The 22131-nt window shown below is 58.7% G+C and carries 20 protein-coding genes and 3 riboswitches; of the genes, 16 read left to right on the forward strand and 4 right to left on the reverse strand.

The window, feature by feature from the left end; genetic code table 11:
• Nucleotides 1-3: 3 nt before the first annotated feature.
• The gene (locus tag R2940_10045; GenBank protein ID MEZ4600112.1) at nt 4-912 is read right to left on the reverse strand and encodes a pyridoxamine 5'-phosphate oxidase family protein; all 909 of its coding nucleotides are present in this window, start codon (nt 910-912) and stop codon (nt 4-6) included.
• A gap of 97 nt (nt 913-1009) precedes the next feature.
• Between R2940_10045 and R2940_10050 the strand changes: the two genes are divergently transcribed.
• The 8 genes from R2940_10050 to R2940_10085 all read left to right on the forward strand — a co-directional run bounded on the left by R2940_10050 (nt 1010) and on the right by R2940_10085 (nt 8564).
• Complete coding sequence (locus R2940_10050) at nt 1010-1666, forward strand: DUF3047 domain-containing protein (GenBank protein MEZ4600113.1); 657 nt, start codon at nt 1010-1012, stop codon at nt 1664-1666.
• 76 nt (nt 1667-1742) lie between these two features.
• The gene (locus tag R2940_10055) at nt 1743-1937 is read left to right on the forward strand and encodes a hypothetical protein (protein ID MEZ4600114.1); all 195 of its coding nucleotides are present in this window, start codon (nt 1743-1745) and stop codon (nt 1935-1937) included.
• Entirely contained in the window at nt 1938-2210 is a 273-nt protein-coding gene (locus R2940_10060) for a hypothetical protein (protein ID MEZ4600115.1), read from the forward strand.
• Nucleotides 2211-2414: 204 nt separating this feature from the next.
• The gene (locus R2940_10065; GenBank protein MEZ4600116.1) at nt 2415-4106 is read left to right on the forward strand and encodes an NAD-binding protein; all 1692 of its coding nucleotides are present in this window, start codon (nt 2415-2417) and stop codon (nt 4104-4106) included.
• A 127-nt stretch (nt 4107-4233) separates the two neighbouring features.
• Nucleotides 4234-5274 (forward strand): 3-deoxy-7-phosphoheptulonate synthase, encoded by a 1041-nt coding sequence (gene aroF, locus R2940_10070; protein ID MEZ4600117.1) that lies wholly within the window; start codon nt 4234-4236, stop codon nt 5272-5274.
• A gap of 101 nt (nt 5275-5375) precedes the next feature.
• Nucleotides 5376-5451: riboswitch (cyclic di-GMP riboswitch) on the forward strand.
• A 130-nt stretch (nt 5452-5581) separates the two neighbouring features.
• Nucleotides 5582-5658, forward strand: a riboswitch (cyclic di-GMP riboswitch).
• 324 nt (nt 5659-5982) lie between these two features.
• Nucleotides 5983-7047, forward strand: a complete 1065-nt coding sequence (locus R2940_10075; GenBank protein ID MEZ4600118.1) for a L,D-transpeptidase family protein — start codon at nt 5983-5985, stop codon at nt 7045-7047.
• A gap of 173 nt (nt 7048-7220) precedes the next feature.
• Nucleotides 7221-7520, forward strand: a complete 300-nt coding sequence (locus R2940_10080; protein ID MEZ4600119.1) for an Lpp/OprI family alanine-zipper lipoprotein — start codon at nt 7221-7223, stop codon at nt 7518-7520.
• Between the two features lie 237 nt (nt 7521-7757).
• A complete protein-coding gene (locus R2940_10085) occupies nt 7758-8564 on the forward strand; it encodes a L,D-transpeptidase family protein (GenBank protein MEZ4600120.1) in 807 nt (268 codons plus the stop codon).
• A 210-nt stretch (nt 8565-8774) separates the two neighbouring features.
• Here the strand turns inward: R2940_10085 and thiC are convergent, their stop codons facing one another.
• Both thiC and thiD read right to left on the reverse strand, forming a co-directional pair.
• Nucleotides 8775-10067: a phosphomethylpyrimidine synthase ThiC gene (gene thiC, locus R2940_10090; protein MEZ4600121.1), complete on the reverse strand. Its 1293-nt coding sequence runs from the start codon at nt 10065-10067 to the stop codon at nt 8775-8777.
• Nucleotides 10068-10242: 175 nt separating this feature from the next.
• Nucleotides 10243-11688 (reverse strand): bifunctional hydroxymethylpyrimidine kinase/phosphomethylpyrimidine kinase, encoded by a 1446-nt coding sequence (gene thiD / locus R2940_10095; GenBank protein ID MEZ4600122.1) that lies wholly within the window; start codon nt 11686-11688, stop codon nt 10243-10245.
• Between the two features lie 159 nt (nt 11689-11847).
• A riboswitch (TPP riboswitch) is annotated at nt 11848-11949 on the reverse strand.
• A gap of 208 nt (nt 11950-12157) precedes the next feature.
• On the opposite strand from thiD, the gene alr reads away from it, so the two are divergent.
• The 8 genes from alr to R2940_10135 all read left to right on the forward strand — a co-directional run bounded on the left by alr (nt 12158) and on the right by R2940_10135 (nt 21422).
• A complete protein-coding gene (alr, locus tag R2940_10100) occupies nt 12158-13291 on the forward strand; it encodes an alanine racemase (protein MEZ4600123.1) in 1134 nt (377 codons plus the stop codon).
• Nucleotides 13292-13448: 157 nt separating this feature from the next.
• Entirely contained in the window at nt 13449-14681 is a 1233-nt protein-coding gene (locus R2940_10105) for an ASKHA domain-containing protein (GenBank protein MEZ4600124.1), read from the forward strand.
• Between the two features lie 104 nt (nt 14682-14785).
• Nucleotides 14786-16351, forward strand: coding sequence for a bifunctional phosphoribosylaminoimidazolecarboxamide formyltransferase/IMP cyclohydrolase (purH, locus tag R2940_10110; protein ID MEZ4600125.1), 1566 nt, complete (start codon nt 14786-14788; stop codon nt 16349-16351).
• Nucleotides 16352-16429: 78 nt separating this feature from the next.
• Nucleotides 16430-17701, forward strand: coding sequence for a phosphoribosylamine--glycine ligase (gene purD, locus R2940_10115; protein MEZ4600126.1), 1272 nt, complete (start codon nt 16430-16432; stop codon nt 17699-17701).
• Nucleotides 17702-17862: 161 nt separating this feature from the next.
• On the forward strand, nt 17863-18381 hold the full coding sequence (gene purE / locus R2940_10120; GenBank protein ID MEZ4600127.1) for a 5-(carboxyamino)imidazole ribonucleotide mutase: 519 nt from the start codon (nt 17863-17865) through the stop codon (nt 18379-18381).
• Nucleotides 18382-18429: 48 nt separating this feature from the next.
• Nucleotides 18430-19827 (forward strand): cytochrome c biogenesis protein ResB, encoded by a 1398-nt coding sequence (locus tag R2940_10125; GenBank protein ID MEZ4600128.1) that lies wholly within the window; start codon nt 18430-18432, stop codon nt 19825-19827.
• Entirely contained in the window at nt 19824-20669 is an 846-nt protein-coding gene (gene ccsB, locus R2940_10130) for a c-type cytochrome biogenesis protein CcsB (protein MEZ4600129.1), read from the forward strand. Before R2940_10125 ends, ccsB begins: the two co-directional genes overlap by 4 nt.
• A gap of 9 nt (nt 20670-20678) precedes the next feature.
• Nucleotides 20679-21422 (forward strand): tRNA1(Val) (adenine(37)-N6)-methyltransferase, encoded by a 744-nt coding sequence (locus R2940_10135; protein ID MEZ4600130.1) that lies wholly within the window; start codon nt 20679-20681, stop codon nt 21420-21422.
• Nucleotides 21423-21424: 2 nt separating this feature from the next.
• On the opposite strand, the gene R2940_10140 is transcribed toward R2940_10135, so the two are convergent.
• Nucleotides 21425-21961: a DUF721 domain-containing protein gene (locus tag R2940_10140; GenBank protein MEZ4600131.1), complete on the reverse strand. Its 537-nt coding sequence runs from the start codon at nt 21959-21961 to the stop codon at nt 21425-21427.
• Nucleotides 21962-22131: the final 170 nt, after the last annotated feature.

Below are 22131 nucleotides of genomic sequence, written 5' to 3' on the forward strand. Positions count from 1 at the left end.
CGCTCAAAAAGGCCAGGGATTGTCGGGGGAGTATTCGAGAAAGCTGCAGCACAGGCCCATAGCCTTGTCGGTCTGGATGACCCGGGCGGTCTTGAATACGATCAACCGTTCGGCGCCAGGGAAGTCGGCGGCTCGTTGCTCGTCCCACACGATCTCAGCGGTTCCCGACAGTTGGAGCGTTCCGCCATTTTCGAAGTCCGGGAACAGCAATCCCGCTTTGGGATTTTCGCAGATGTTTCCCAGCGTGTTGAACATGCTGTTGCCGTTGTACTCGGGCCAGATCAGGCTCTGTTCATCCATGACCTGAACGAATCCCGGGAAACCGCCGCGGTGGGAAACGTCTGCCCCGCCGACGGGGTGGGTGCTGGCGATAAAAAAGGTATCGGCCTGCCGGATGCGCTGTTGCTGTCCTGGATTGAGATTATTTCCTGATGTCCCTGGCTTCGGGGTGGCTGCCGACATCTTTTTCCACTCGCACTTGCGCGCTTGAATGTAGCGGGGACAGTTGGCATAGACCTGCCGGGCATGCACGAGGAAACCGTCCCGCTCCATTTCTCCCCTTCCGTTCAGCCGGAGGCGGCGCCGGGTCGCAAAATCGATCAGGAGCAGGCCGAGCTCGCTGCCATCCTGCAGTTCACGCTCCAGGGGATCTCCTTCATGAGGAAGGGCCTTGATGCGCAGCGTCTGTTCATCGACAACCTGCATGAAGTCAGGTTCTCCTGTCAGTAAGGAGGCCCAAGTTTCCCCCGCGTCGTCGCTGAAGCCGAGAATGACCAGGGGCTGACTCTGGATGAAATCGACGAACATGTGAGCAATCAGGGGGTAAATCGTACGACCGACATGGTCGGCGGCCTCGCGCGCGCCAACTTTTTCCTGAATCTTGAGTTCGCCCGGATGGTAGACTGTCTTCATGATTTCTCTTTTCCGCTACCCTGTGAAAACGGCAGTTTGCAGATAAGATTACCGCAAAGGGAGCTCATTTTCCAAACTGCCGCCATCAGGATGTGACATGAAACAGCTCTTCCCGATCATTCTGACACTGCTCCTGCTGCCGGCACTCTTCGCGGATGCCGCTGAAACGGAGCTGGTCATCGATGATTTCGAGACCGGTCTGCGACCGGGCTGGGCAGAAAAGGTTCTGGCGGGGAGGACCGACTACAGGGTGGTTCGGAATGAAACGGGACAGGTCCTGAAAGCCGAGTCCCGAGGCGCCGCCTCGGCTCTCATTTTCGAACGGAAAATCGATCTGGCGGAATACCCCAACCTTTGCTGGCGTTGGAAGGTGGACAATATCGTGGCGAAGGGAGACGCCAGAAAAAAGGAAGGGGATGATTATGCCGCCAGGCTCTATGTTATCTTTCCCCACTGGTTCTTTCCGAAAACCCGAACAATCAATTACATCTGGGGCAACAAGCTGCCGCCCGGGGCGGTTGTGCCAAACCCCTTTACCTCCAATGCCATGATGGTTGCGGTCGAGAGCGGAAAGGAAAATATCGGCCAATGGAGGTCCGAATGCAGGAATGTCTCTGCCGACTATCGAGCGGCCTTCGGCGATGATGCGCCACCGGCCGGCGCCGTTGCCATTATGACCGATACGGACAACACCGGGGGGGCGGCCGCTGCTTGGTACGACGATATCCGGTTCCGGAAAGTACAGGATCGGTAGGGGCGTCTCGGTCATCCGGCTTTTCATGGGCGGTAAGGTTTAACCATCAGGAATCTATTCGGAAGGAGGCATTGTTATGGCCGAGATCATTCACACGTCGAAAATCACCATCACCAGAGACCGGGGACCGATCAGGAAAGCCTGGATAGAGGGTTTTGCCGAGCCCGTTTTTTACGGAGTTCACGGGGGGATCCGGGATTTCTACAAGGTTGATGAGGTGGAAGAGCATCCCGCCACCCTGGACCATATCATCGGCGGGGTATCGGCTTGAATGATGGGGACTTTCGCCAGCGTGCTGGCGACTCAGAAGATCAAAACGTCTGCCGATCGATTCCATGCCGACGTCGAAGGTGATATCGAGAACCTGGAGGGCGTACTCCGGATTACGGAGATTCGTGTCCACTATGTGCTGGAAGTGGCGCGGGAGGAACAAACCAGCGCCCTTTGGGCTCTGGAGAATTACATAGACAAATGCCCGGGAGCGATGAGCGTCAGGGGCTGTATCCGGCTGGAGCATTCCCTGGAGCTGGTGACCATGGATTAGGAAATTTCGAGCTCCGCCGCCGAAGCTGCAAAACCTTTGGTCCGAGTGTCCGGTGCAGGCAAAAGGTCCGGCAGGCAAGGCATTCGGAGGGGAAATCTTGACGGGCAAGATGGCAACTGTCATAGTCTTTCAGTCGGACGATCCGGGGCTTATGCCTGGCCATTCAATTTTTTCTTTCAATAGAATTCAAATTTATCGGACAGAATGAAAACGGTTGCCGCTGAACTGGCCTTCTTTCTTCGCGGACGCGCCAGGCAAAACATCAAATATTTGGTCATCTACTGCGCGTTTCTCTTTTCATTGGTTCTCATCTACGCGGTCCTGTTCCGGTTCCTCATGTTCCATCTGGAGGGCCGCGATTTTTCCCTTATCGCCGGCATCTATTGGACCATCACGGTGATGACCACCCTCGGGTTCGGCGACATTACCTTTCACAGCGATCTGGGATACATTTTTGCTGCCGTTGTCACCATATCGGGGGTGGTTTTCCTGCTGATCATTCTCCCTTTCGGCCTTGTCAGCCTGTTCCTCGCTCCCTGGATCGAAAACCGTCTTCGCTACCGGCGAATCCGCGAGCTGCCCGCGAAAATATCCGGTCATGTTTTAATCTTCGGCGTCGATGCCGTCACCCGGGCCTTGATTTCCAAACTGCAGGTCCGTCATATTCCCGTGGCCGTCGTGACCTGCGATGAGGGGGAGGCTTTGCGGCTGGAAGAGGAGGAGGGGGTCGAGGTCATCTGCGGGCCACCCATAGATCCCCGTGTTCTGGATGCGGTGAAAATCACGGAAGCCCGTCTGATCGTCGCCAACCTGAGCGATCCTGAAAATGCCAACCTCTGTCTCGCGGCCCGTGCGCGTTGCGACATTCCGGTCGTGGCCATGTTGTCGGAAGCCCGGAATGCTGAGCTGCTTCGCCTGGCGGGAGCCCGGAACACGATCCCCCTGCACAAGATCCTGGGGCGCTATCTGGCGACACGCGCCACCACGCGCGGTGCCATCGCCCATATTCTCGACAGCTTCGGAAGCTTGAAAATCGCAGAAATTCCTGTACATGGCACACCCTTTTCCGGTCAGACGCTGGCCGAAGCGCAGGTTCGGAGGCGCACGGGACTCGCCGTTATCGGTTTATGGGAACGCGGCAAGCTGACCATCCCCACCGCCGATACCCTGCTGGAAGACAGAGCCCTGATGGTGCTGGCGGGAACGCGGGAACAACTGGATTCTCTGGAAAAACTGGTCGGGGAGGAGGCCGGCGACGATCTGGTCCTGATCCTTGGCCATGGGCGCATCGGCTGCGCCGCCGCGACCTTTCTCGATCGCAGCCCGGTCCCCTATATTCTCGTCGATCGGGAAAAGAACCCGGCATGCGAAGAGCATGTGACGGTTTATGGCGACGCCACCGTTGTTCATATTCTCAAACAGGCCTCCATCGAGAAAGCCCGCGGACTGGTTGTCACCACCAATGACGACAGCACCAACATCTTCCTCACCCTGGCCAGCCGTCACGCTCACCCTCACATCCGCATCGTGGCCCGGGCCAACCGAGACGAAAACGTTTCCCAGCTCTACGCTGCCGGCGCAGATTTTGTCGTCTCCAAAGCATCGGTAGGCGCCAGTATTCTGCTCAACATCGTCGAATCCAAAGCCTCCATTTTTCTCACCGAGGGCATTACCGTTTTTCGCCGCTCAGTGCCTCAGTCCCTTGCCGAAAAGACCATCGCCGACTGTCAGATCCGGCCCAGAACAGGCTGCTCCATCGTGGCCCTGGAACCGCCCGGCGGGGGCGAGACCATCGTGGTGCCTCCCCCCGAAACGGTTTTGCAAAAGGGGACGAACCTGATTCTGATCGGCAGCCCGGACCAGGAGAAACAATTTAATCTGGTCTTCCCCGACTGATCGTTCATCGGCGCAGAAATCCTTTTCCCTGTCCGCTCCGGCGGCTGCAACTCAACACTACCGTCAGAGAAGAATTTCGTGGTACCTTCGTCGGGTCGGCTGAAGTCATTGCTTATCGGAGGATCCCGTGCTCATCGTCATGAACCACAATGCAGAAGAGAAGCAGATTGACGCGGTTATGAAGGCCGTGGAGCGGATGGGGTATTCCGCCGTGCCCATTCCGGGCAGCGAACGGACGGCCATCGGCGTTCTCGGCAACAAGGGATATGTGGACGATGCCACCGTGCGAAACCTGCCCGGGGTGAAGGAAGTCATCCACGTTTCGAAACCCTACAAACTGGTGTCGCGCGATTTTCATCCCCGGAACACTGTGATCAGGATTGCCGGCTTCGAGATCGGCACGGGCAGGTATCCGGTGGTCATGGCCGGGCCCTGCGCGGTGGAGAGTGAAGAACAGATTCTCAAGACCGCCCGGGCGGTAAAGGCGGCCGGGGCCCAGATGCTGCGCGGGGGGGCTTTCAAGCCCCGCACCGGTCCCCACACTTTCCAGGGTATGAGAGAAGAGGGTTTGAAACTCCTGGCCCTGGCCTCCCGCGAGACCGGCCTGCCCTTCGTTACCGAGGTGATGAGTCCCCACACCGTCGAGCTTATTGCGGAATATGCGGATATGCTCCAGGTGGGCGCCAGAAACATGCAGAACTTCGAACTGCTCAAGGAACTTGGCAAAATCAGGAAGCCCGTTCTCCTGAAACGCGGCATGAGCGCCACCATCGAGGAACTGCTGGCCGCTGCCGAGTATATCCTGGCTGAGGGGAACCGGGAGGTGATTCTCTGCGAACGGGGCATTCGCACTTTTGAGACAGCGACCCGCAATACCCTGGACCTTGCTGTCGTTCCCCTGGTCAAGGAGATGTCCCATCTCCCGATCGTCATCGATCCTTCCCATGCCACCGGTAAAAGAAGCCTCGTTCCGCCCATGGCCAAGGCGGCCTTGATGGCGGGCGCGGACGGCATCATGCTGGAAGTGCATCCCGAGCCGGAAAAGGCCCTTTCCGACGGGCCTCAATCGCTGACCCTGCAGGGCTTCAGCGATCTCATGGATGACATTCGCAAGCTGCTCGATTTTCTCGGTAGTCACAAGGAAGCCGAAAGCGCGAAGGTTCCCTGACTTGTCACAGGCGCAAGGATGAACAGGCGCTGGGGCTATCCATAAACTGAGTTTGACAAAATTCTATGGAAATGATAAGCCACTAAAAATACTGGGATAATAAACGATAATACTCAACCATTCGTGAGAATGGGGCGGAAAGCCTATGGGTCTTACAGAGACAGCCGGGTTGCCGAAATATCACTGGGATGTTCGGCCCGGCTTTTTTTGTACGAACACGGCGATAAGGGGAAGAAGTCAGCAGCAGGCATTTTTGAGGCATGACTGTTGCATTATCGGAACGAAAACCGACTTTTTAATCAATGATAGACGATAATACTCAACCATTCGCGAGAATGGGGCGGAAAGCCTACAGGGTCTCAAGCAGACAGCCGGGTTGCCGAAATATCATAGGATGTTCGGCCCCGGCTTTTGTTTTTTGAGCTAAAATTGTCATTAAATTTTTGTGAGAGGTAGTCTAATTCAACCATGAATCGAATCAGTGGCTTGTCGCGCCTATCCCAAAACATTGGTCTTGTATCCCTGGGCCTGTGCATCCTGGCTCTCCAGGGATGTGCCGCTATGAAAAACGTGCAGGAAAAATTTTCGCATTTGCAGGGGTATCCTGAATCGGAGATCGAACGAAATGAGTTTTCAGATGCAAAAAGAGAAGACGTTTTTGGTCGACTGGCGGTCATCCGGGTTGAAAAAGGAGACACCCTGCCGGATATGGCGAGGCACTTCGGCTTGGGAATCAATGCAATCAGTGCGGCCAATCCCGGGGTGGATGTGTGGGTGCCCGAGGCTGGGGAGGAGGTCCTGTTGCCTCTGAGTTTTATCCTGCCGGAGGCTCCCAGGAAAGGCATCGTGATCAACCTCGCCACCATGAGGCTTTTTCAGTTCAAAAAGGATGGTGACTCTCTGAAAGTGCTGACCTACCCGGTAGGTATCGGTACCGAAAAGCGACCATCACCTACCGGCCCGATGATTGTGGAGCGCAAAACCGCCCGGCCGACCTGGTTCGTGCCTGCCTCCATTGCTGAAGACCATCGTAAAAAAGGAGACATCCTGCCCGCCAAGGTGCCGCCGGGCCCGGAAAATCCCCTGGGAGAATACGCCTTGTATCTGAGCAGGTCGACCTATTTGATGCACGGCACCAACAAGCCGGCCAGCATCGGTCTCAGGGCAACCAACGGCTGTATAAGACTCTATCCCGAAGATGTGGAAAGACTCTATCAGGATACTCCGGTCAAGACCCCCGTTCTCATTGTCAACCAGCCCTATCTTGTGGGCAAGCGTCATGGCGTACTTTACCTGGAGGCCCACGTCCCGCTGCAAGGCATGGATATTGAACTTGAAGGTGTCTTTAAAAAGTTGAAGAAGATTGAAAAGGATTCGGGATACAAGCTCGACTGGAACAAGGTCAGGCAAATACTGGTTGAGGCCCGAGGTGTTCCAGTTCCTCTCAGGGAAAGCGCAAAAGAGGCGGCTAAACCGATTAAAATCAGACATCCCGGCAATCTGTATGGCAGTCCGAAACCTCCTGAACCGAATCTGAATGCCTGGTATGTTTTGGCTGCCGATTTTGATGATGAGACCGATGCCAGGAGAGTTGCTGCGATAATCAACCATCAGGGGCCGCCCATCCCGGCGAGGGTGTTGTCAAATAGCAACACCCACCGCGTCATCGCCGGCCCCTTCAAGGATGTGAGAGAGGCCAAAGGCGCGGTCAAGCGCTTGAAAATCGATTTGGACCTGGACGGTATATTGATCGAACCCGTAAAGAAGGGATAACCGGTTCATCGGAAGGAGGTGATTCGCGAAATACAACCAGTTTTTTCGGGAAATGGTTCGCAAGATCGCTCGTTTCCATTTGAAAGCCACGCTGTATCCATCCGAAATTTTCGGATGGCGCTCAACTGGTTTCTGTAGGCTGGATGACAACCCTGAAAAAGGAGACATGAAAGATGAAAAAAGTCTTGCTGATTGTGATGATGGTTGCACTCCCTGTTGGTTTTATTGCGTGTGCAACAACCGGGGATCTCGAGAAAATGCAGGCAGAGCAGAGAATGCTTGATTCGAAGGTCGAACAGGCATTGCAGGATGCACAGGCAGCCAAGGTTGCGGCTGATGAGGCCAAGTTGCGGGCGGATGAAACGTCTGCCCGTGCCGATGCCGCAATAAAGGCCGCAGAGGAAAGGGAACGGCTCGCAGATGAAAAGGCGCAGAGAGCCGAAGCGGCCTTCCAGAAATCCATGATGAAGTAATTGATCGGCGTTGCTGCTCAAGGGAAATGGCAGGGCTTTCAAGGCCTGCCATTTCATCAGTGCGGCCTGCTGGTGATTCGGAATGTTTTTAAGAGGTGGAGGATGAGGGACCTGTTGCGATGTCATATGAAGAAACAGGGCAGGGGGTATGAGCTCCTTCTTCTTTTCCTTGGGTGTCTCATATCGGCAACACTGGTGTCCGGATGCGGTCACTCCAGTTTCGAAGAGGCAAACTGTTTGTTCAATCAGGGAGAGTATGCGGCATCTCTGAAAAAATACGAGCAACTTCTCGAAAAAAATCCCGTCAAAGGCGATCGGATCCTTTTCGAAATGGGGGTCATTTCCTCGCATCCGCTCAATGAACGAAGAGATTATGACCAAGCCCTGGAATGGTTTCAGAAACTTGTAAAGGATTACCCGGAAAGTGAATTCAGGCAGAACAGCGAGATGATGATCTTTTCGATCAAGAACATCTCCATCAAGGATAAAACCATTGCCGAGCAGCAAAAACAGATCGAAGCTCTTCGTCAGGAGATCAAATGCAAGGAAAAGGAGATTATCGATCTGCAGAACAGGATGAAAGAGCAACAGAATGTGTTCGCGCACATCATCAGGCAGGAACATGCAGACAGGATACTGATAGAAAAAAAAGCTCGTCGTTTGATGCTCATCTCAAACGGTGAAGTTCTCAAAACATACACGATAGCTTTGGGGGCAAACCCCGATGGTCATAAGGAAAGGGAAGGCGATAACAGAACCCCCGAGGGAACCTACGTGATCGAGGCCAGAAACAGGAACAGCAAATATTTCCGGTCTCTGCGTATTTCCTACCCCAATGAGCTGGATAAAAAGCGGGCAAAGGAGCTGGGTGTTTCTCCAGGCGGAAACATCATGATCCACGGTCTCAAAAATGATTTCTCCTGGGTCGGGAATGCTCATGCGAAGGTTGACTGGACGGAGGGGTGTATTGCCGTGACGAACCAGGAAATGGAAGAGATCGACAAGCTGACGCCGAATGGGACCATCGTCGAGATTCGCCCCTGAGGACAGCCTCTCATATTCAATCAAGGAGCCCCGCATCGATGAGATACAGGGCTCTTTTCATTCCTGCTGCCTCGTTTGCGATATTTGATGCATTCGCAAATTCGACTCGTCATGCCCGAATGGTTGTATCGGGCATCCGTGTTTTCCAAGATTTAAAGACTGGATTCCCGATCAAAATGGTTTCGGGAATGACTTTTTGCGAAACCCCACTCAGCTTTTCCGCTTCCGCTGATCCATGATTTTGTAGGCGCAGAACTCCCCGCACATGGTGCAGGCGCCGTGTTCCTCATCCACACCCGATTCACTGCGCCGCTTGCGGGCGAGGGCGGGATCGATGGCGAGGCAGTACTGGGTTTCCCAGTCCAGCGCCTTGCGCGCCCGGCTCATGGCGATGTCCTTATCCAACGCTCCGGGAAGGCTTTTGGCGATGTCGGCGGCATGGGCGGCGATGCGGGAGGCCATCACCCCGTCGTGCACGTCTTTGACCGTCGGCAGGCAGAGGTGCTCGCTGGGTGTGACATAGCAGAGAAAGTCGGCGCCCGCGGCGGCTGCAATGGCGCCGCCGATGGCGCAGGTGATGTGGTCGTAGCCCGGGGCGATGTCGGTGACCAGCGGACCGAGGACGTAGAAGGGGGCGCCGTGACAGAGCCGCTTCTGCAGCTGGATGTTGGCTTCGATCTGGTTCAGAGGCACATGACCCGGACCCTCGATCATCACCTGAATGCCCGCATCCCGGGCCCGCTGGGTCAACTCGCCGAGAATGATGAGTTCGTGGATCTGGGCGCGGTCGGTGGCGTCGGCCAGGCAGCCGGGGCGAAAGCCGTCGCCGAGGGAGAGGGTGGCGTCGTAGGGCTTCACCAGTTCCAGCAGGCGGTCATAATGTTCGTAGAGGGGGTTTTCGGCATCGTTGTGGGCCATCCAGGCCACGGTAAAGGAGCCGCCGCGGGAGACGACCTCCATGATCCGTCCCTCGCGATCCATGCGCTCGACGGTGGCCCGGGTCACCCCGCAGTGCACGGTAATGAAATCGACGCCGTCGTCGAGGTGCTTTTTGATGCCGTCGAAGATCTCGTCGACGGTCATCTCGACGATCGCCTTGCCCTTTTTCACCACCGTATCGCAGGCCGCCTGGTACAGGGGCACGCTGCCGATGCAGGCGTCGGTTTCGGCGATGATCGCCCGACGGATCTCGTCAATGGGCCCGCCGGTGGACAGATCCATGATGGCGTCGGCACCGGCGGCCACCGCCGCCCGGGCTTTTTCCAGCTCCTTGTCGATGCTGGTGTCGTCCTTGCTGGTGCCGATATTGGCATTCACCCGGGTCGGCAGCCCCTTGCCGACGGCCAGTGGTCGACCGTTGACGTGGAGATTGTTATGGCAGACGATCGCCGTCCCCTCGACAATGCGCTGTCGCAGAGCTTCCGGGTCGATGCCGGCATCCTGTGCGGCCTGGATCATTTTATCGGAAACGACGCCCTGGCGGGCCAGTTCAAGTTGGGTCATGGGGTTACCTTTCGAGGGTCCGGATTTATGGCTATCTGCTCAACTCTTTGAGTGCGAGTACGAGAACGAGAACGAGTACGAAAACGAGTCGTTGGTTTATATTTCGTAATCGTACTCCTACTCGTACTCGGCTTTTTGGGCTATAAGATGTTGGTCACTGATCACTCATCACTTATTACTGAATTTTCTCCTGCCAAAACCTCCGCCCGGCCAAAAAATGATTAACCGGGCCGTGGCCGGAGCCCATCTCCCGCGCCGTTTCAATGCCAGCGCTTATGTAAGCTTTAGCCGATTTAACCGCATCCACCAAAGTCAGTCCCCGGGCGAGCAGGGCGGCGACGGCCGCGGCGAGGGTGCAGCCGGTGCCGTGGGTGTGGCGGCTGGCGATGCGGGGTGCGCTCAGCTTCTGCAGAGTATCCCCCTCCAACAGCAGGTCGACAGCGTCTCCGGTTCGATGCCCGCCCTTGAGCAGCACGTTGCGGGCCCCCATCTCCCGCAACCGGTGCGCCGCCCCTTCCATGGCCGATTCCGAGTCGATGGTCAGGCCGGTCAGGGCTTCCGCCTCCGGGACGTTGGGGGTCAATAGATAGCTGACCGGAATCAGATCTCGCCGGACGGCCTCCAGGGCTTCCTCCCGCAGCAGGGCGGCGCCCCCTTTGGCGATCATGACCGGGTCGATGACGGCCGTCAGCCCTTTTTCGCCGATGATCCGGCCGACCAGGGAGGCGATCTCGGCGCTGAAGAGCATGCCGGTCTTGATCACGTCGGGGGTCAGGTCGCTCAGCACCGCCTCGATCTGGGCGGCGACGAAATCGACCGGAACCGGATGGATGCCGTGCACCCCGAGGCTGTTCTGGGCGGTTAGCGCGGTGATCGTGCTCATGCCGTAGCTGCCGAGCAGGGTGATGGTTTTCAGGTCCGCCTGGATCCCGGCGCCGCCGCCGGAGTCGGAACCGGCGATAGTCAGCACCCTGCCTCTCGGCCAGGGATCCCGGCGGTTGAAGAGCAGGGAGAATTCGCGGGCGGCGATATGGGGGGCCGGGTCGCCCATGACCGCCGAAATGACGGCAATGGCGTCGGCGCCGGCGTCGATGACCGGCCCCGCACCATTGCAATCGATGCCGCCGATGGCCACAAGCGGCAGTCGAACGGCGCTGCGGACCCGACGCAGGGTTTCGAGGCCGATGTGGACGGCGTCCTGTTTGGTGGCGGTGGGGTAGATGCTGCCGACGGCAACGTAGTCGGCTCCCGCCTTTTCCGAGGCCAGGGCCTGTTCCACGGTCCGGTTGGAGGTGCCGATGATCCGGTCGGGACCGAGCAGGGCGCGGGCTGCAGCCACAGTCCCGTCCTGCCGGCCGATGTGGACGCCGTCGGCGCCGCTGGCCAGGGCGAGATGGGGATCGTCGTTGACGATGAACAGAGCGCCGCTGCGGCGGCAGAGTTGACCCAGCTGCCGGGCTTCGCGGAGGCGCTGATTTTCATCCCGTTCCTTGGCGCGATACTGGATGATCCTCGCGCCTCCCTGCAGGGCGGCTTCCACCTTGTCGAAAAGGAATTGCCCCCGGGATTCGTCGGTGATGACGTAAAGGCCGCGCAGGCGGTTTTGCGATGAACTGATCATATCCAATCCGGGCAAAAAGGTTTTTGACTTGTTAGATTTCGTAGTTCAGTGTGAAAATCTGACCTGTTCGACGCCGATACCGATAGCGACCCCGACCCCGATTTTAAAAAAAGAACGCCACGGCCGATATAGGGCGCGTGGCGATGCAAACAGAATAATTTGTTTTTATCGCCGCTTCCCTACGCCGGCATGATCCGGATCAGGTTCCAAGGGTCGCTCCTGCATTGGAGCTCTCAGTTTGACACGCCCCCAGCGGTCTCAATATTTTAAAAAGCAGATATTCTCGAGTGGCGATCCTTTTCGCTGATCTTCTGCCCGGACTCTAGCCGAAGCACCGTGTCCTGTCAACCCGGCGGGCAGAGAAAGGAGATTTGATCTTTACACTCCCCGGGGGCCATGCTAAGAAAGTTTCTCGCGGGTTCCTGTCCCGCTCTGCGGTCAACTCCCTTTTTCGAAGAATGTTTCTTTTATGCAAGATCTTTCCGGACATCGTCCCACCCATGTTGAAATCGATCTCGGCGCTCTCCGGCACAACCTGACCCGGGCGCGCCTTCAGGCCGGGAAGTCCCGGCAGATTCTGGCGGTGGTCAAGGCCGATGCCTACGGGCACGGCGCGGCTCATGTCGCCCCGGCTCTCGAACAGTTCGGCGCCGATCTGTTCGGGGTGGCCATGGTGGAGGAAGGGGTGGAAATCCGTCTGGCAGGGGTCACCCGGCCGGTTCTGGTCCTCGGCGGGCTCTACCCCGGCCAGGAGGCACTGCTGTTCGAGCACGATCTCGTACCGACCCTCTTCGACCTCGAAACCGCCCGTCACCTGAACCAGTACGCCGTCGGATACGGCCGGTTGCTTCCCTATCATCTCAAGCTAGACACCGGCATGGGGCGGATCGGTTTTCGCTGCGCCGAACTGTCCGATCTCCTTGTTCAACTGGCGGGTCTGAAAAATCTGGTCATGGACGGCGTGATCTCCCATTTCGCCCTGGCCGACGACCCCTCCCATCCCTTCACGCCCAGGCAGACGGAAGATTTTCTGGCCGGCCTCGATACGATTCGCCGGGCCGGATTCGCTCCGCGCCATGTCCATCTCAGCAACAGCGCCGCACTCTTTTCCCGCGATCTCCCCGAATGCAACCTGGTTCGGCCGGGGATCGTTCTCTACGGCGGTTTGCCGGCACCCTGTTTTGCCGACCGGCTCGATCTGCGTCCGGTCATGAGCTTTCGCAGCGCCGTGGCCCAGGTCAAAGCCGTACCGGCGGGGACCGGGGTGTCTTACGGGCACCGCTTCGTTACCGCGCGGCCGTCGGTCCTGGCAGCGATTCCGGTGGGATATGCCGACGGCTACAGCCGCCATCTCTCCAATTGCGGCGAGGTATTGATCCGGGGCCGCAGGGCCCCCGTCGCAGGCACCGTCTGCATGGACTGGACCCTGGTGGATGTCACCGACATCCCTGGAGTCGCTGTCGGAGACCTGGTGACCCTGCTTGGTTCCGACAACGGCCAGCGGATTTCGGCGGAGGAGTGGGCCGCACACGCCGGTACCATTTCCTACGAAGTCTTCTGTCAGGTCAGCAAGCGGGTGCCGCGGGTTTATTTGGGTTTGTAAATCGTGGCTCGTTGCTCGTAGCTAGTGGCTGGCGAAAAGCGACAAGAGGCAAAAATACCTGACCGGCGGCAATCTGTCCGATCAGACTGATCGGTCGGATCCGTCAGATCGGTCTGATAACGCCGCAGCAACCAGCAACCAGCAAGAGGCTCCCGTTTTGAGCAATCAGGCCATCCTCCTCGCTTTCGATCTCGGCACCACCACCCTGGCCGGCCGGCTTATCGACCGACAGGGAGAGGTTCTGGCTGAAGCACGGCGATTGAATCCCCAGGCGGAATTCGGTGCGGACATCATCACCCGTCTCGAAAAAGCCCTGAAGGGCAACGCAATCCGGCTGCAGGAGCTCCTGGTCGGCGGCCTCAACGATCTTCTCGATGAGCTGCTTACGGCGACCGGGTACGGCCGTTCGGCCATCGTTGCAGCGGCGGCCGCCGGCAACTCCGGCATCAGCCATCTGTTGCGGCAACTCCCTGTGGAATCCATCCTGTTTCCTCCCCATCGACCCGCCCACCGTCAGGGGCTCCTGCTGGAACCGAAAGTCCTCGGACTGGAATTGAGCTCGCCCCTGTATCTCTTCCCGCTGGTTTCAGGCTATGTTGGCGGAGATCTGGTCGCCTTCCTGTTTTCCCGCAATGAGCAGGATGGGCGGGTTCTTTATCTCGATGTTGGTACCAACGGCGAAATGGCCCTGCTGGCGAACAACCGCTGGCTGGTGACGTCGGTCGCGGGAGGGCCTGCCTTCGAGGGAGGCGGCATTGCCTGTGGCATGATCGCCCAACGGGGAGCCGTGACTGGAGTGGCGCTGAATGGCGACAGTCTGCGCCTGACGGTGCTGGGCGGCGGGCCGCCGCAAGGGTTGTGTGGAAGCGGGCTGGCCGAGGCGGTTGCAGCGGCTCTGGAAGGGGGCTTGATCGATCGGCATGGAACCATCGCCGATCCCCTGCAGGTGTCGACGAACCTCTCCCGCCATATCGTGGAGGGCCGCCAGGGACGCGTTCTGCGTCTATACCGGGATGCAGCCGTCGATCTCCATCTCACCCAGCAGGATATCCGTTCGTTTCAGCTGGCCAAAGGGGCGGTGCGGGCCGGAATCGAATGCCTTCTGGCCAGATCCGGGCTTGCCGCCGCCGCCGTCGACCAGGTGATCATGACCGGCGCCTTCGGCTTTTCCCTCGCGCCCGAGGTTTTGAAAAGGGTTGCCATTCTGCCGGAAAACATGGTAGATAAAGTGCTCTTCGTCGAGGCCGGCGTGCTGGCCGGTTGCAGCCGTTTCCTGCTCGATCCCGTTGGGGAAGAACGGGTCCGGGCTCTGGCGGATTCCCTGAGGCCCTATCCCCTATCGGGTACGCCTGGATTTGAACAAGCCTTTTTACATGCCCTCGATTTCTGAAAACCGCCCGTGGACGGTTTTTTGTCGTTTTTGTGCTTTAATTTTTGAATTGCACAAGGCTCCCGCCCGGAGCTGATATCGTGCAGATGGAAAGGATGGATGCCATGGCCGTAATCAAACGTGCCCTTATCAGTGTTTCGGACAAGAGCGGAATCGTCGAATTTGCCAGGGAGTTGCAGAATTTCGGTGTGGAAATTCTGTCCACGGGAGGCACCGCTTCCCTTCTGCGCAAGGAAGGTCTGACCGTCAAGGACGTATCCGAGTATACCGGCTTTCCCGAAATGCTTGACGGTCGTGTAAAGACCCTGCATCCCAAGGTGCACGGCGGTCTGCTCGGTCTGCGGGACAATCCCGACCACGTCGCCATGATGCAGGAGCATGCCATCGAACCGATTGATATGGTGGTGGTCAACCTCTATCCTTTTGAGGCGACGGTGGCCAGGAAGGACTGCACCCTGGAAGATGCCATCGAAAATATCGATATCGGTGGGCCGACCATGTTGCGCAGCGCCGCCAAGAACAACCGGCACGTGACCGTTATCGTCGATCCCGTCGATTACAATCTGGTGCTGCAGGAAATGCGCAGTCACGAGGGTGCCGTTTCGGCCCGGACCAACTTCCGTCTGGCGGTGAAGGTTTATCAGCGTACCGCCGCCTACGACGGCGCCATTTCCAACTGGCTCGGCCGCCGCATCGGGACCGAGGAGACGGTGTTCCCCGAGGCCCTGACCCTGCAGTTCAAAAAGGCCCAGGAGATGCGTTACGGGGAGAATCCTCATCAGCAGGCCGCTTTCTATGTCGAAGGTTCGGTCGAGGATGCCTGTATCGCCACGGCCCGCCAGCTGCAGGGCAAGGCACTGTCCTATAACAATATCGCCGATACCGATGCGGCCCTGGAGTGCGTCAAGCAATTCGACGAAGCTCCGGCCTGCGTTATCGTGAAACATGCCAACCCCTGCGGCGTGGCCCTTGGCACCAGCCTTCTCGAGGCTTACGAGCGGGCTTTTTCCACCGATCCCGAATCCGCCTTCGGCGGCATCGTGGCTTTCAACCGGGAATTGGACGCGGCCACGGCCAAAGCGATCGTCGACCGCCAGTTCGTGGAGGTGATCATTGCGCCCGCCGTGACCGAACAGGCGGCGGCCGTGGTGTCCGCCAAGAAGAACGTGCGGCTGCTGGAGTGCGGTTTCTGGCCCCAGGAACCGGCCGGCCGTCTGGATTACAAACGGGTTGCCGGCGGCCTGCTGGTACAGGACGCCGATCTGTCGCTCTCGGGCGAGATCAGGGTGGTCAGCAAGCGCGCACCGACGGACAAGGAGATGCAGGACCTGCTCTTTACCTGGAGGGTGGCCAAGTTCGTCAAGTCCAATGCCATCGTTTATGGCCGTGACGGCATGACCATCGGCGTCGGCGCCGGTCAGATGAGCCGGGTCAACTCGGCTCGCATCGCTGCCATCAAGGCCGATCACGCGGGGCTTGAAGTCAAAGGATCGGCCATGGCCTCGGATGCCTTCTTCCCCTTCCGCGACGGTATCGATAACGCTGCGGCTGCAGGGATAACCGCAGTCATCCAGCCGGGCGGTTCCATCCGCGATGAAGAAGTCATCGCCGCCGCCGACGAGCACGGCATCGCCATGGTCTTCACCGGGATGCGGCATTTTAGGCATTAAATAAGGCGGTCCCGAGTCCCTGGTCCAAGGTCCAAGGTCATTGGTTATTCCCAAAGATTCAGAGAGAGGGTTTTTGCAATGAAAGTTCTTGTAATCGGCAGCGGGGGGCGGGAGCATGCTCTGGTGTGGAAAATCGTCCAGTCTCCATTGGTGGAAAAGGTTTTCAGTGCTCCGGGCAATGCAGGGATCGCCGCTCAGGCCGAATGCGTTTCGATTCCGGTGGACGATATCGACGGTCTGCTGGCCTTCGCCCTCCGGGAACAGATCGGACTGACCGTGGTCGGGCCGGAGTTGCCCCTGACTTTGGGGATCGTCGACCGCTTTCGCGAGGCGGGGCTGCTGGTTTTCGGTGCCGACCGCAAGGCGGCCCAGATCGAGGGGAGCAAAAGCTTTTCCAAGGATCTGATGGCCAAATACGGCGTGCCGACCGCCGCCTACGGCACCTTCACCGATGCGGAAGAGGCCATCGCCTTTATTCGCTCCCAGGGTGCGCCCATCGTGGTCAAGGCGGACGGCCTGGCTGCGGGCAAGGGAGTGATTGTCGCCCAGTCCGAGGAGGAGGCCGTCGCCGCAGTGAAGGATATTCTTTGCGAAGGAGCCTTCGGGGCGGCCGGCAGCAAGGTGGTCGTGGAGGAGTTCCTGGAAGGGGAGGAAGCGTCCTTCCTGGCCTTCACAGACGGGACCCGGATCGTGCCCCTGGCCTCCTCCCAGGACCACAAGGCGGTTTATGACGGCGATACCGGCCCCAACACCGGCGGAATGGGAGCCTATTCCCCTGCACCGGTGGTTACGGCCGAGATTCATGCCAAGATCATCGACCAGGTCCTGAAGCCGACCATCGCCGGGATGGCGGCGGAAGGCAACCCCTACAGCAGCATCATTTACGCCGGGCTCATGATCAAGAACGGACAGATCAAGGTTCTCGAGTTCAACGCCCGGTTCGGCGATCCCGAGACCCAGCCCCTGCTGGCCCGGCTCAAGTCGGATATCGTGCCCGTTCTGATGGCCTGCGCCAGAGGGGATCTGTCGGGAATCGAACTTGAATGGCACGACAAGGCGGCCGTCTGCGTGGTCATGGCCGCCGGCGGTTACCCCGGTTCCTACGAGAAGGGCTTGAAAATCGAAGGACTGGAGCAGGCCGCGGCCATCGAGGATGTCGTCGTCTTCCATGCAGGGACTGCATTCAAGGATGGTCAGGTGGTGACTTCGGGCGGGCGGGTTCTCGGCGTGACCGGACTCGGAACGACGGTGGCCAAGGCCATCGACAACGCCTACGCCGGAGTGAAGGCCATCAGTTGGCCGAAAGCGCACTTCCGCAGCGATATCGGCCGCAAGGCGCTGAATCGGTAGCTTGTTGCTCGTAGCTCGTAGCTCGTAGCTCGTAGCTTGAGGCTTGAGGCTTGTGGCTTGTGGCTTAGTGGCTTAGTGGCTTAGTGGCTGGTCAGGGTGTTGCGAGCAACTAGCAACGAGCTACGAACAACCAGAATCTGTTTCTCCAAAGGAGTTTCTCCATGACCAACCAACCCCTCGTCGGAATCCTGATGGGCAGCGACAGCGACTACGATATCATGGTCGAGGCCGCCCGGGCGCTGAAAGGTTTCGGCGTTCCTTTTGAAATGATGGTTTCGAGCGCCCACCGCTCCCCCGAGCGGACCGGCGGCTATGCCCGGCAGGCGAGGGAACGGGGCATCCGGATCCTCATCGTCGGCGCCGGCGCTGCAGCCCACCTGGCCGGAGTCGTAGCCGCCGAAACCACCCTGCCGGTGATCGGAGTGCCCATCGATTCCTCGGCCCTCAAAGGTCTTGACGCGCTTCTGGCGACCGTCCAGATGCCCGCCGGGATCCCGGTGGCGACCATGGCCATCGGCAAAGCCGGGGCGCGGAATGCCGGGATTCTGGCCGTTCAGATCCTCTCGACGACAGACGCCGGACTGGCCGGGAAACTTGCTGCTTTCAAAGCCGACATGGCCGAAAAGGTGGCCGAAAGATCACGCTCGATCCAGGAACGTCTGACCTCCGACGGCCTGTGATTCCCCGGTTGGATCCCGTATCCGGCCGCTTTTTCCTGCGGAGTGGCAATGCCTGTTGAAAAGCACAACCTGTTCAAGGATTTAAAGGATTTTTTCTGCTCCCTTAAGCTGACTGTCGTTATCCTGCTGCTGCTCGCCGCCGCTTCCGTCGTCGGTACCCTGCTGCCGCAAAATCTTCCTGCGGAGCAGTATCGGCAGCAGTACGGCGAGGTGGGCTTCAAACTCTTCCAGGCGCTGCAGTTATACGATGTTTACCACTCCTGGTGGTTCATCGGCCTGCTTGGTATCTTCGCCCTGAATCTGACCGCCTGCTCCCTGCGTCGCCTGCCCGGGCTCTGGCGGAGCGTCACCCGACCGCCGCTTTTTGCCGAAGATGCCCTGCTGAACTCCCTGCCGTACAGCAGAACTTTCCAGACATCCTTGTCCCCTCAGGAAGCGAGAGCCAGCCTGGAAAAGGTGATAAGTCGCCATTTCGGCCGATGCCGGGCAACGGAAAAGAACGGTGTCGTGTCCCTCTTCGCTCAGCGCCGCGTTTATGCCCGCTTCAGCGTCTATGTGACCCATCTGTCGATCCTGCTTATTCTCCTCGGTGCCCTCATCGGTTCCCTTTGGGGATTCAAATCCTTTGTCACCCTTGTTGAGGGAGAATCGCTGGAAAAGGTGCCGGGCCCGCAGGGAAACGAGTTGCTGTCCCTCGGTTTCAAACTCCGCTGCGACGCCTTCTCCGTTACCTTCTATGACGAGGAGCAAACCCGCCCGAAAGAATATCGGAGTCTGCTGACCGTCCTCAAGGATGGCAGGGAGGTGCCCGGTTTGAGCCGGGTACCGGTGCGTGTCAATCATCCCCTGCAATACAACGGTCTGAGCTTCTACCAGAGCAGTTGGGGCAGGACCGCCCTGTTCAACTTCGGGGTCATTTCCGTGAAAACCGGCGAGGAATCGACCGTAACCGGGTACCCGGGACAGGTTATGCCTCTCCCCAACGGCGATGCGATTCAGGTTATCGACTTTTATCCCGCCTATCGGGACCAGGGGCCCGCTGCCATTTTGGCGGTCAGGGCTGCCGGAGGCGAGGTTTACGGGGCAGTCGCTCCCGAAACGGGGATCGGACCGGTCATGGACGACAGTGCTCCGTACCGGTTCCGCCTGCTGGATATGGAGGAACGGCACTATACCGGACTGCAGGTTAAGCGGGACCCGGGAGTGCCGGTGGTATGGGCCGGCTGCCTGTTTCTGGTGATCGGGTCTCTGAGTGCCTTCTTTTTATCCCACCAGCGGCTCTGGCTGGTTCTTCGACCGACTCCGAAGGGAACCGAGGCCCGGGTGGGAGCGGGTGCTCACCGCAATCAGCCGGCCCTGGCAAAAAAGTTCGAACGCCTCGGCCGGGATCTGGAAGAGAAGTTGAAGGAAAAAGTAGAAGGTGTTTTACAGGAGAAAAAGGGATGAGCAGTGCACAGCTTTTCAACCTGGCCACGGCTGCCTATTTCGGAGCTATGGTATTGCTGGTGGTCTTTTGGGCCTCCAAGCGTTCCTGGATCGGCAGAGTCGGTCTCGGTGCAGTCTGGGCAGGTTTCGTACTCCATACGGCAGCGATCACGCTGCGCTGGATCGAATCCTATCGTCTGCCGGGAAATATCGGGCGCGCTCCCATGACCAATCTCTACGAGTCCGTGGTTTTCTTCGCCTGGACGATCATTCTTATTTTCCTGGGTATCGATTTCAAGTACCGCAAACGGGTCATCGGCGTTTTCGTGGTTCCCATGGCGCTGCTCGCCATGTGCTGGGCCCAGTTTCGCGGGAACGCCGCTATTGAACCTCTGCTGCCGGCTCTGCAGAGCAACTGGCTGACCTACCACGTCGTGACCTGTTTTCTCGGGTACGCCGGTTTTGCCGTAGCCTTCGCGGTCTCCGTGATGTATCTGGTCAGGTCGGGTGCCGACGATAAAGGCAAAGAGGAAACCAGTCTTTTTCCCTCAGCTGAGGTCCTCGATGACCTCAACTACCGGGCGATCATGATTGGATTTCCCTTCCTGACCCTCGGTATCGTCACAGGTGCCGCCTGGGCCAACTATGCCTGGGGCACCTACTGGAGCTGGGACCCGAAGGAAACCTGGAGTCTGATCGTCTGGTTCATCTACGCGGCCTTTCTGCATGCCCGCCTGACCCGGGGCTGGACCGGACGGCGGGCGGCCTGGTTGTCGATCTTCGGTTTTGCCGCCACCCTCTTCTGCTACCTCGGCGTCAATCTGCTGCCAATGATTCAGAGTTTGCACAGCTACGCCGGCTGAGGCGAAATCATGACCGGTGAAAACGGATTGATACGGCCTGGGGAGACTCTGGACGAGCTGCTGCCGGGGGGATGGCGTATCATTCAGAAGCGGGACGGGTATCGCTTCTCCCTGGACCCGGTCCTCCTCTGCGCCTTCGCCGCAATCGGCTCCACGGACAAGATCTGCGATCTTGGTACCGGCAGCGGCGTGATTCCGCTGCTTCTGGCCGGTGCAAACCCCGCCGCAACCATCCTCGGCATTGAAGTTCAGCCGGACCTGGCCGACCGGGCCCGTCGCAATGTGGAACTGAACGGGTTGCGGGAGCGGGTGACCATTCTCGAGGTCGACCTGCGCCGAATCCGGGAAGCACTGCCGGCGGAAAGCTGCCGGGCGGTACTGGCCAATCCCCCCTACCGGCGGCCGGCAACCGGCCGCATGTCCCCTCATTCGGAACGGGCTCTGGCGCGGCATGAAGTGCAGGGCGGCCTGATCGACTTTGTCGATGCGGCGGCGTGGCTGCTGCCGACCGGCGGACGTTTTTTCCTGGTCTATCTGGCGGAGCGGATGGCGGAGCTGCTGGCGATCATGCGCCAGGGCGCCCTCGAACCCAAGCGGCTGCGATGCATCCACTCCAGATTTGGGGAAGAGGCGCGCATGGTTCTGGTGGAAGGGCGAAAGGGAAGCGGCCCCGGCCTGAAGGTGGAGCCGCCTCTGTACGTTTATGAAGGGGAGGATTACTCGCTCGAAATAAAAGCCATTTACGGTCGGTGAAATTACGTTCCTGAAGTCCCTGCTGTCCCTTTTTTTCCTGTTTTTTCCCGGGTCTTGGCCAGCTTCGCCTGACGCCTGAGCAGTTCCCGCAGCCTGTCCCGCAGTTCGACATCAGCCAGATTTGCAACGGTCTGCTCGATGCGGGACTCCTCTTCAACCGAGAGATCGGCTTTTTGCCAGCCGAGTTCGGCAGGTTTGGGCGCAACATTTGCGTGATTTGCCCGGGGGCCGCCCTGGCGCAGATAGAGATCGCGGATCAGCGGTTCGCCGAGGGCGGCGTTCAGCCGGGCGATCAGTTTCGGCTTCAGCAACTGCAGCTGCTGCATCCAGACGCCGTGGTCGACCCAGACCTCGAGAACATCCTCCCGCATCCGCGCCGGCCGTGCCCGAGCAGCAATCTGCGGACCGACCACCTTTTCCCACAGCTGCCAGGCGCGATAGCGGCGCATCCGCTCGTTCAGTCCCCGTTTTTCTAAAAAACGGTTGATCACGGTGCCGAGGTTGTCGACCTTGCGGTTGCTGTCTTTTGGCTCACTCATGTTTGCAGGCTTCTCCGGTTGAGCCGGTGTCACTGATCGCCGGCGGTGACAGTCTAAAGGCCTCTTCCATCGGCTGTCAATCACCCAATGGCGCCGCCTTTTTCCGCAAAGGTTTCTTCGGGCTTTTTCCTTGACAAGGCAGCGGGGCTTCAATATAGTTCGCTTTTACG

It is taken from the genome of Syntrophotaleaceae bacterium, from assembly GCA_041390365.1.
Taxonomy (GTDB): domain Bacteria; phylum Desulfobacterota; class Desulfuromonadia; order Desulfuromonadales; family Syntrophotaleaceae; genus JAWKQB01.

Coding starts and splice junctions, on each gene's coding strand:
- R2940_10060 (MEZ4600115.1), top strand. CDS start 1,938: ATGATGGGGACTTTCGCCAGCGTGCTGGCGACTCAGAAGATCAAAACG.
- thiC (MEZ4600121.1), bottom strand. CDS start 10,067: ATGACCCAACTTGAACTGGCCCGCCAGGGCGTCGTTTCCGATAAAATG.
- R2940_10075 (MEZ4600118.1), top strand. CDS start 5,983: ATGGCGAGGCACTTCGGCTTGGGAATCAATGCAATCAGTGCGGCCAAT.
- purH (MEZ4600125.1), top strand. CDS start 14,786: ATGGCCGTAATCAAACGTGCCCTTATCAGTGTTTCGGACAAGAGCGGA.
- R2940_10125 (MEZ4600128.1), top strand. CDS start 18,430: ATGCCTGTTGAAAAGCACAACCTGTTCAAGGATTTAAAGGATTTTTTC.
- R2940_10045 (MEZ4600112.1), bottom strand. CDS start 912: ATGAAGACAGTCTACCATCCGGGCGAACTCAAGATTCAGGAAAAAGTT.
- R2940_10080 (MEZ4600119.1), top strand. CDS start 7,221: ATGAAAAAAGTCTTGCTGATTGTGATGATGGTTGCACTCCCTGTTGGT.
- R2940_10140 (MEZ4600131.1), bottom strand. CDS start 21,961: ATGAGTGAGCCAAAAGACAGCAACCGCAAGGTCGACAACCTCGGCACC.
- purE (MEZ4600127.1), top strand. CDS start 17,863: ATGACCAACCAACCCCTCGTCGGAATCCTGATGGGCAGCGACAGCGAC.
- ccsB (MEZ4600129.1), top strand. CDS start 19,824: ATGAGCAGTGCACAGCTTTTCAACCTGGCCACGGCTGCCTATTTCGGA.
- R2940_10065 (MEZ4600116.1), top strand. CDS start 2,415: ATGAAAACGGTTGCCGCTGAACTGGCCTTCTTTCTTCGCGGACGCGCC.
- R2940_10055 (MEZ4600114.1), top strand. CDS start 1,743: ATGGCCGAGATCATTCACACGTCGAAAATCACCATCACCAGAGACCGG.
- alr (MEZ4600123.1), top strand. CDS start 12,158: ATGCAAGATCTTTCCGGACATCGTCCCACCCATGTTGAAATCGATCTC.
- purD (MEZ4600126.1), top strand. CDS start 16,430: ATGAAAGTTCTTGTAATCGGCAGCGGGGGGCGGGAGCATGCTCTGGTG.
- R2940_10050 (MEZ4600113.1), top strand. CDS start 1,010: ATGAAACAGCTCTTCCCGATCATTCTGACACTGCTCCTGCTGCCGGCA.
- R2940_10135 (MEZ4600130.1), top strand. CDS start 20,679: ATGACCGGTGAAAACGGATTGATACGGCCTGGGGAGACTCTGGACGAG.
- thiD (MEZ4600122.1), bottom strand. CDS start 11,688: ATGATCAGTTCATCGCAAAACCGCCTGCGCGGCCTTTACGTCATCACC.